The following is a 9,476-nucleotide window of genomic DNA, read 5'->3' on the forward strand; positions in this document are numbered from 1 at the left end:
CTCATGGCACCGGCTCCTTTACTGGCCTCAAGCCGCCGCCTTCTGCTTCTTGGCATGATAGCGGGCTATATCAACGCGCTCAGCTTTATTGATCTGAGTGGGCTGTTTGCTGGTGCCATGACCGGAAACACTATCCATATGGATGCTGCTTTTGCGGCCGGGAACTGGCAACATGGCCAGCAGGTGGCGGAACTCCTTCTGGTGTTTTTCCTGACTGCCATCCTTGCGGCTGGCCTTAAACAAATTGTCCGACCTGCCTATGGTTTCCTGCTGATGGCCTTGCTCCTGATACTTGCTCAAAGCATGCAGGGCACACCGCTTCAGATGCAGTCTGAATGCGTTATCCTGCCCGCCCTGATGGCCATACAGGGACAAACGCTTTCGCGTTTTTCCGGCAATGCGATTCAACCCGTTGTCATGACCAGCAATCTGCTGAAATGCGCCGCAGCGATTGCAAACTGGCTGCTCTCTTTCTGGCCGGGTCACAAAATTGCTCGCCCAGCCCTTGCCGCTATTTTTCTTCCCGGCCTGTCTTGGGTCGCTTTTTTGGCGGGAGCCGCAGCGGCATCTATGGCGCTAAGCTTAAGAAGCAGCCTGCCTTTTCTGTGGCCCCTTCCTTTTGTTCTCGCAATGTACTGGGACATGAACGGGGCAGAACGCGACGGTCAGTCCGAATAACGCGCCCCCCTTCCTGAATAGCTGACATGCCTGAGAGCACTTGGTGTCCGATGCGGTTCTCAGTAGGACACAGTCTTTAAAGATGCTGAGAAACAAGGCCGCCAAATATGAGTATATCGTGGGGTGACTTTCAGGCTGTCGTCCAGCTTTCTGCTGGCCTGAATGTCGCTATTCTGAGTTTTGTTGACATCAGCCTGCCAGCTATCAAGGAACGGCGTCGGGTGTTCAGCAAGGCGCGACAGGAACTGGAGATCCACCGCAAAAACCCCCATATGCGTACGGAGGCGCAAAAAGTAAGCCACGCCAATGCTATTGATGAGGTGGACCGTAAACTTTTCGACCTCTGGCGAGAAACCTCTGCCTTTGAAAGCATTGAGGACTCCCTGATAAAATCGACCGGAGTGTTTGGTTTTTTGGGCGCTGTTCTGAGCATTACTTTACTCTGGTATTCTGCCCTGCATTATAATGACGACATCTCTTTTACCGGTGAGCTTCTCACTGTTCTGTCTTTCTTCTCTCTGATAGCAGCGTTTCTTATCAATTTTATCACAGCCTCCAAAGCGTCCCAATACGCCAAACGCTGCAACACTTTACGCGACCATATGAGGACCCAGCTCTGAACCGTCGCATCCGCTATCAGCAAGCGCTTCCCGCAGTGCGACGGCAAAACGTCTTCGCTGACTGGTTCATTTTCTGACCCCACAGAGGAGCAGATGGACCGACTCGTTTCGTCCGCACATCCCTGCGTCATTTTTTCTAGTGAGAGTTGTCGGATGCTACAACACACCCAATATAGGCGATAGAAAAGGGCATCCCTGATTACCGCCCTTACTTATAGAAGAAACGGATCGCACCAATGCGTTTGAATACAAAAGCCTCTCTGGCCGCTCTGGCTGTGTTAACGGCAACACCGGTCATGGCTCATGCCAGCAGCCTCCACACCAAATGGGAGCAGTTCAAGGCTGGTCGCGCCCTGCACCATCTTTCCGCTGACGGCCAGCGCGCTCTGGTCGATATTTTGAAGGCGCGTGATACGCTTGCTGCTGGCAAGACCGATGCCGCGATCCCGGCCCTGTACGATGCCCAGAAACGCCTGACGGCGGCGGGCAAGGCCGCAAAGAAATTTGATGCGGCGGAAAACCAGCTCCAGCCTGCGCCGCAGCACCCGGTCTCTCCGTCTCACACAGCAGTAACCGCTCCGACCACATGGATTCCGGTTGGCGGCGAGTTTATTGAGACGGAAACACTCGCTCCTGAAAAGAAAGCGGCTGTTGCCACGGCAAACGGTCAGCTTAAGGCAGGTCAGACGGATCAGGCCGCCCAGACAATGCAGGTTGTGGGCGACGATGCTGATTTCATTCTCGCTCTGGCACCACTTGCCCAGACGCAAGGCGCTCTAAACCGCGCGACGGTCTTTACCGAAGGCAAGCAGGCGACCGATGCTGTTGCAGCCCTTGACGAGATTCTCAACAGTCTGGTGTTTGTCTCTGAAAACTTTGCGGAAACCGAAATGCCCGCTAACGGCAAGGCTCCGGCAAAATCCAGCCACTAAGATTTAAAACAGGTGTGGCAGAGACAGACAAACTGCCTCTGCCACACTAGATATTTTCAAATTTTTAGAAATCGACGCTGGCCGTTCCCATCACCATGAACGGTGAGGCAACGTTGAAATTCGTGCTACTTCCCTTGATCTTGGAACCATCCACCCCGGTTGTTGTCTGCGCATTCGGAGCGGTGCCATTCACAAAACCAAGATATTGACGATTTGTGATATTCCGCAGGTTCAGACGCAGAGTGGGGGACTTCATAACGCCCCAGTCCTTAAAGCGATAACCAGCGGTGACGTTCATCGTCATATAACCGGGGATATGCTCGTCGTTCACAAATGTTGAATACTGTTTGGCGACATATTTCAGACTATAACCGCCAAACAGATGTCCATCATCATAATCAAGGTTGAAGCCGATCTGATATTTTGGCGTCTGCGGCGCAAATTTACCTTTACTGAACACGTAGGCATTCGTGCCGCCAGCGGCAACATTGCTGTCCGTGCGAGCGTTAATATATTCCGCTGAGAAATACGGGCGCAGGTGATAGAGAATAGGCCGTGTGCCGACTTCCATATCAACGCCATCAGCGTGAGACCCGCCGCCGTTGATGCTCCGGTTATAGTAGTAACCGCCATCCGTCATCACAGTCTGCGTATAGAGACGGTTGGTAAAGTTATAGTGGAAATAAGAGATGGAGCTCATAACGAGCGGGCCCTGATAACGCCAGCCAAATTCTTCGGAAATAGAAATTTCCGGGTTCATGTTGGGATTACCTTTGGTCCCGTAGCCCTGTTTTGGCTTGTAGGCTCCTGAATCATACAGAGTATAATTCATGGGAATGCGGAAATTGGTGGTTGAAGATGCAAAAAGCTGGTTTTCATCGTTAATTTTGTAACGAATAGACACAGCAGGCAGCGGCTGCTGCCATGACCCTTTAATGTAAGGCCCGGTGGAGGTATCGGGCATGAAATTATGGCCGTCGCGATTCACCACGGCATATTTCAGGCCAGCTTCAAGAATGAGGCGGTTGTTCAGCAGGGACAGACTGTCCACAATGAACATGGTGTGAATACGGGTCTGCGTCAGCTGATGACGATACTCAGCCGTCACACCGTTGGAATAGACCATGTTCGGGCCACCGCCCAACAGGTCATCAGGCTTGCCCGTGTCATAATTAATCAGGCTGAACGGCGCCGTCTGGGTCTGCTTTGAATATTCGTACCAGTATCCAACCGTCAAGCGGTTGATGCCTGTATGCAGGGTCAGCTTGGTCACGGCACCGGGGCGATAGGTCACGGTGTTGGACGGATTATACAGAAGCAGAGATTTGGTGTTGGACGGATTATATGGCCCGATGGACCCAGATACCGTGTGCTCACCATACTGCTGGCTAGTCAGACTTTCGTTATACGCACCGCCGCCGTTCCCATTACCGTACCAGAAATACGGTGTTTCAGTCAGCGTCAGGTTATCAGTCAGCGTAAAGGTGGACGGCGCACTGGCATAAATATTGGTAAACGGGTTCCGGTGCAGCTCATAATAGTTGCCGCTTGGATGTTTAGGGTCCCACTTACTTTCATAAGTGTTGTAAATTTTTTTCTGCTGCCATGTCGCCATATTTGTCGTGGGGAACAGAACACCGGTCAACTGGTTACCAACCAGCGAGAAAGACACAACGTTGCCTTTCCCCCATTCGCTCATCCATTTGGTTTCCCCATGCATTTTGGTCTGGCCGCCCGGCCCGCGCCATGACTGCTCAGCGGCATCGGAAAAGGACACATAGCCTTTCACGTTGGTATTCCCGACATAGCCGGTATCCAGACGCCCGAAGATACGGCGAGCGTTATAGTTCCCGTAAGACGCAACAAGTTTGCCGCCCAGATGATCCTTCGGGTTCAGAAGATACATGTTCACGGCGCCGCCGGTGGCGCTGATATGCGGGCTGTCCAGATCCGCGGAGCCCTGCTCCACATTGATGGTACGCAGGTTTTCCGCGTCCACAATTTCCCCCGGATAGACAGCATAACTGCCGATATCGTTGAGCGGAAACCCTTCAAGGGTAAAGCCGATCTGGCTTTCCGTCAGGCCACGCATGGTCATGTGGCCACCGGTCAGACCCATCGGGTCTGTGGAGGTGGTATTCACGCCGGGCAGCATTTCAATCAACTGCATGGGTGTCAGGCCGGTCGCCTGTTTTTGGATGTATTCTGACGTAATGGTAGAGCGGGACTTGGGTGCATCTTCCTTAACCATCAGACCACCACCCACCTGCCGGTGACGAGAGCCTTTCACTTCAACCTTTTCAGGCCCCTGATCCGTCGGAGCGGTCGAGCCCATCATTGACGGCTGATCAGAGGAAACTTTTGATGATGAAACAGCGTGCCTGTGCCCGCCGCTCTTTTCCGTCGTGTCAGGTTCTGCTGCGGCAAAAGCCACCGAGAACGGGAGCGTGGCAAAGCCAATCAACGCGGAAGTGGCCAAAAGTTTCTGCATTTTTCAGTCTGTTCCGTTAGAAATAATGTTGAGCGCAGCCCTCCCCTAACATTGGTAAAAACCAATTTATTTTAAAGTTTTATGACAGCCATGCAAAAACAAAATGTCTGATGTTATTTTGCAACAACGCAAAATCGGAACAATACTTTTTTGTAATCTTCTTTCTAAAAATAATGTCATTCTCTTTGCAAATTCACATTATGAACGTTTTGACAGTCACTGACGCATTTTAATTTCTGCATGCGTAAAATTATCATTGTTTAATTTTATATTTTTTATTGTCAGAAAAGCCTGAAAAAGCAAAAAACCGTCGCACAACAGGCCTATTTTCCTACCCCGGCAGTCTTAGCCTGCATGACAACTCTATGTCATGCAGGCGGCTGGTATTTGCTTTTAAGAGAGGATGGGTTTCCCGAGTGCCGGGTCAGTCACGCTGGGTCTGCCGGTTTCGACATGTCCTGCAAAGCGACTTGTGCTTTCAGGCTCAGATTCAACAGACACCGTCAGATCATACCAATAGCCGCTCTGTTCCAACATAATCCGCTCTTGCCGGACGCCATGCGGAGCCAGTGCCACTGTGCGCTTTTTCTGCCCATAGGCATTGTCATGCACATACACGGTTTGCGGTCGGTTGGTATGGTTTGTCAGTTTAACGAGCACAGCCCCTGACGAGGCATGATCAACCACAGAAACACCCACATCTGCCCGACGCTGACGATGGATGTAGCGCGCAAACCCATTCGGGCCGAGCACCATCAGCTTGAGCGTCTGCCCTTCCGATATTAGCCATTGGTCCTGCAAAGACGCACCCGCACCAACCGTATAACGGCGCGGCTTTTCTTCAGAGTGTTCCTGATACACATAAAAGCAGGCACCCGTTGTGCCCTGATTATCAAACTGAAGCGTGCAGGCACCAGCCGGACCATGCACGTCATTGACAGCAAGCACATACGGCAAAGGCCTTGTCGGTCTTATGCCTTTTTCCTGTTCTCCAATGTCGGACGACGCGCTCTGTACCGGAACAGCCGGGTTCGGCAGCTTGCAGGATTGATCCGTTTTACTCTTATAGTCCGCCGTATCCGGCAGATTCCCTTTCAGCCCCAGCTTGCGCGAGAAATCAAACGCGCTGGTCAGATCCCCACACACTGAACGCCGCCAAGGCGTGATATTGCTCTCACGGACCCCAAACCGTGCCTCAATAAACCGCAGCACAGAGGTATGGTCAAAGACCTCTGAACATACAAACCCGCCCGTGCTCCATGGAGACAAAGCAAGCATGGGCACGCGCGGTCCAAGTCCATACGGCAGCATATCAGCCTTGTAGCGGGTCGGCTCATACGGAGTAAGGCGATCATGAATCTCGCCGCGCGTATCCACCGTGCTTTTTCCCGGCAGAACAGGCGTAGGCGGCTGCGGAGGCGGAACATGGTCAAAATATCCGTCATTTTCATCATACATGATGAGCAGAACAGTTTTTGCCCATACATCCGGGTTCGCGGTTAGCGCATTCAGCACACGGGCAATGTACGTTGCGCCGTAGCCGGGCGTCCAACGCGGATGTTCGGAATAAGCCGCAGGCGGCAACAGCCATGAGACCTGAGGCAGGCGATCCGCCAGAACATCCTGCCGCAACGTATCCAGCGTCCGCTTGACCATGGCACGCTGAAACAGCGGAGAGCCTTCAGGGGCATCCACATAGTTGCGGAAGTTCATCAGCACGTTTGTGCCAAAATTTCCGTTTTCCACATCTGAGGGGGAAAGACCTTGCTGGTAAACCTGCCAGCTAACCCCCGCTGCTTCCAGCCGCTCCGGGTAGGTTGTCCAATTAAATGGGCCCGGAACCTTGGGGTAAAACGCCCGATCAACCCAGTCCACATTATCCAGAACCGGGCCTCCACCCACGCCCTCTCCGTCCACCGTGCCGGTCATCAGATAAAAACGGTTGGGGTGTGTCTGCGTTGGAGTGGAGCAAAAATAATGGTCACAAACCGTAAAGGCATCGGCCAGTGCGTAGTGGTAGGGCACATCCTCGCGCGTGTAATATCCCATGGTCATGTCGGTCTTGTGCCGGGGCCACTGGTCGTTCCATCCGGCATTGATGGCCGCATGGGTCGGTATCCAATTATGATCGAGGTCGAGCACGCATTCCGCACTTGTCACATGCGTGCGGAGCTGAAAGGGCAGAACCCTGCCCTCACCCGCTTTTGCCCGCTGCTGGGACCAGACCGGCGTGCCATCGGGGGACCGGACAGGATGACGGTCCCCCACCCCGCGCACACCGTTCAGATGGCCGAAATAGTGATCAAAAGACCGGTTTTCCTGCATCAGCACAACAATGTGCTCAACGTCTTCCAGCGTGCCAGTCCGACGCTCCGCTGGAATAGCCAGCGCACGGTTAATGGAGGAGAGGAGGCCCGCCGTTACAAGCCCACTTCCGCCCTTTAGAAGTCCCCGGCGTCCGATAACCGACATACATGCCCTCTTGATTTCAAAGGGTCGCACCACTTTTGTGCTGACCGTTCCGCTCGCCTTCGTTAAGACTGGTCCCAATCCATGGGCAAGCACCTTGATTAAGACAAAACCGATTTTGGAGCCTCTGCACAGAGAGTGTTGGACAAAAAAATATTACATTTTTGCATAGATACATTTTTTTGAAAGAACGATACGTCTCAAAGTTAATTGGAATTTTTCGAAAGTGTTTTCCATGCGCGCGTATTTAAAAAATCTTACGGCAGCAGGCTGCATGCTGCTTGGCCTTGCCACCACCAATACACAGGCTCTGGCATGGGGGCGTGAAGGACATCAGGTTATCGCTGCACTGGCGTGGGACTACCTGACCCCGGACGTCCGGCATAAGATTGATCTGCTGCTAAAGCAGGATAAAGACACCCTCACCCCGCCCGACCTGCTCTCGCGCTCTAGCTGGGCTGATGCATGGCGCGCCGCAGGACACAAGGAAACGGCGGAATGGCACTTTGTTGATATTGAGCTTGACCACCCTGACCTTCCCCAAGCCTGCTACAACTTTCCCGCACAGAACGGCCCCGCAAGCACAGGCCCGGCAAAAGACTGCATTGTTAACAAAATTCCCGAATTTGCTAAGGAACTAGGTGCGCCGCAAACCACCCCTGCTGAACGTGCGCTGGCGCTGAAATATCTGGTGCATTTTGTAGGTGACCTGCACCAGCCGCTTCATGCAGCGGACAACCACGACAAAGGCGGCAACTGCGTTCGGCTGGCGCTGGGCGGTCCCCGTACGGTCAACCTGCATTCTTACTGGGATACTGTACTGGTCTCTGAACTGGACCCCGACGCCAAAAGCCTATCTGACACACTGTTCATGCACATTACGTATGATGACAAACAGGCATGGCAGGCTGGCACCCCCTCGGACTGGGCGCAGGAAAGCTTTGGTCTGGCCCGAGACTACGCTTATCATCTGACCACTGTTAAAGCAGGCTGCGACCCGGACAGTGCCCCGGTTGAACTCCCCGCCGGGTATGATGCCGCGGCCCAAACGGTTGTATCGCGCCAACTTATGAAAGCAGGCGTCCGTCTGGCCTATCTGCTGAACACTGCGCTGGCTGACGTTCAGATTAAGCAATAATCTGGAGGAGATGCGGACGGAGTGGTTTTACGTCTAAGGCGCCCTCAAAACCACTCCGACGCATGGCGTATAATGTTACAGTTTACGCTTCCGCGCCTACAGGCCGCATCAAAAGCTGTTCCATCAGGTCTTGTACAGAAGCGCTCCCAGTCACAAGTGCCGCTACAGCTTCCATAATTGGCACACTCACATGATAGCGGCACGCCAACTCGGTAAGAGCGAGGGATGTCACTACGCCTTCAGCAACACCACCTGCAATGACAGCCGCCTCTCCAACCGAAGCCCCCTCCCCTAACGCCCGGCCAACACGGAAATTTCGGGAAGATGTGCCGGTGCATGTCAAAAGCAAGTCCCCCAACCCAGACAACCCGGATACTGTCGCCGCCTCGCCACCGAGTGCCAGAGCAAGACGACTGATTTCCCCCAACCCGCGCGTCACAAGAGCAGCACGGGCGTTTTCCCCCAACCCTGCCCCAATCGTGACCCCGGCCGCTATCGCGATAACATTTTTGGCTGCCCCGCCAAGTTGTACCCCGATGATATCTGTACTGTCATACAGCCGGAAAGCAGGAGTCCCGAGCATATCTGCCAGAGCACGCGCGTGCCCTTGCTCTTTTGCGGCAATAACTGCCGCCGCAGGAAGGCCTGCCGCAACTTCATGGGCAAAATTCGGCCCCGACAAAACCGCACCTACATGACCGGGCCTGACTGCCGCCAAGATATCCAGTGGAAAATGAAGACTTTCTGGCTTTAACCCTTTGCAACACAAGGCAAGCGGGGATGTTGTTTCCAGTTGCTCCAAGACCGAAGCCAGATGCTGCATGGGTACTGCAACGAGTGTCACATCTGCACGGATCCTCACATCATCTGTAACACGCACTGTCGCAGGAAGAGGATGCGCGCTTAGACGCGGCATGGCTCCATTCGTAAGACGAGAAGCAGGATCCCGCGCCCACAGACAAACCGTAGCACCTGTCCGGGCAGCATGGATGGCCAATGCCGTCCCCCATGCCCCTGCGCCAATTACCGCAATTTGCCTCATGATCAGATTTCCATAAATAAGCGCGCTTCTGACTTTTACGCACGGAAAAACGCAGATGACCGCAAAACTTATAAGAGCCTGTTTGAAAAGTCACGGATGAGCGTTT

The 9,476-nt window shown here is 53.5% G+C and carries 7 protein-coding genes; 4 read left to right on the top strand and 3 right to left on the bottom strand.

Features of this window, described 5'->3' with window-relative positions; genetic code table 11:
- The first annotated feature begins 3 nt into the window (after positions 1–3).
- From AD949_RS02440 to AD949_RS02450, 3 genes are all read left to right on the top strand, one after another.
- Positions 4–678 carry a DUF1275 family protein gene (locus AD949_RS02440; protein WP_048836339.1) on the top strand — a complete coding sequence of 225 codons (675 nt, stop codon included), beginning with the start codon at positions 4–6 and terminating at the stop codon, positions 676–678.
- 107 nt (positions 679–785) lie between these two features.
- On the top strand, positions 786–1,298 hold the full coding sequence (locus AD949_RS02445; RefSeq protein ID WP_048836338.1) for a hypothetical protein: 513 nt from the start codon (positions 786–788) through the stop codon (positions 1,296–1,298).
- A 242-nt stretch (positions 1,299–1,540) separates the two neighbouring features.
- Positions 1,541–2,230, top strand: a complete 690-nt coding sequence (locus AD949_RS02450; RefSeq protein WP_371277385.1) for a YfdX family protein — start codon at positions 1,541–1,543, stop codon at positions 2,228–2,230.
- A gap of 64 nt (positions 2,231–2,294) precedes the next feature.
- On the opposite strand, the gene AD949_RS02455 is transcribed toward AD949_RS02450, so the two are convergent.
- Together AD949_RS02455 and AD949_RS02460 are read right to left on the bottom strand one after the other, a co-directional pair.
- On the bottom strand, positions 2,295–4,721 hold the full coding sequence (locus AD949_RS02455) for a TonB-dependent receptor (protein WP_048836336.1): 2,427 nt from the start codon (positions 4,719–4,721) through the stop codon (positions 2,295–2,297).
- Positions 4,722–5,114: 393 nt separating this feature from the next.
- Complete coding sequence (locus AD949_RS02460) at positions 5,115–7,193, bottom strand: phosphocholine-specific phospholipase C (RefSeq protein WP_052944579.1); 2,079 nt, start codon at positions 7,191–7,193, stop codon at positions 5,115–5,117.
- A gap of 232 nt (positions 7,194–7,425) precedes the next feature.
- Here AD949_RS02460 and AD949_RS02465 point away from each other — a divergent pair, with 232 nt between their 5' ends.
- The gene (locus tag AD949_RS02465; protein ID WP_052944578.1) at positions 7,426–8,328 is read left to right on the top strand and encodes a S1/P1 nuclease; all 903 of its coding nucleotides are present in this window, start codon (positions 7,426–7,428) and stop codon (positions 8,326–8,328) included.
- A gap of 82 nt (positions 8,329–8,410) precedes the next feature.
- Here the strand turns inward: AD949_RS02465 and AD949_RS02470 are convergent, their stop codons facing one another.
- Entirely contained in the window at positions 8,411–9,370 is a 960-nt protein-coding gene (locus tag AD949_RS02470) for an NAD(P)H-dependent glycerol-3-phosphate dehydrogenase (protein ID WP_048836335.1), read from the bottom strand.
- Between the last annotated feature and the right edge of the window lie 106 nt (positions 9,371–9,476).

Origin of the sequence: Acetobacter orleanensis (genome assembly GCF_001581005.1) — a bacterium.
Taxonomy (GTDB): Bacteria; Pseudomonadota; Alphaproteobacteria; order Acetobacterales; family Acetobacteraceae; genus Acetobacter; species Acetobacter orleanensis.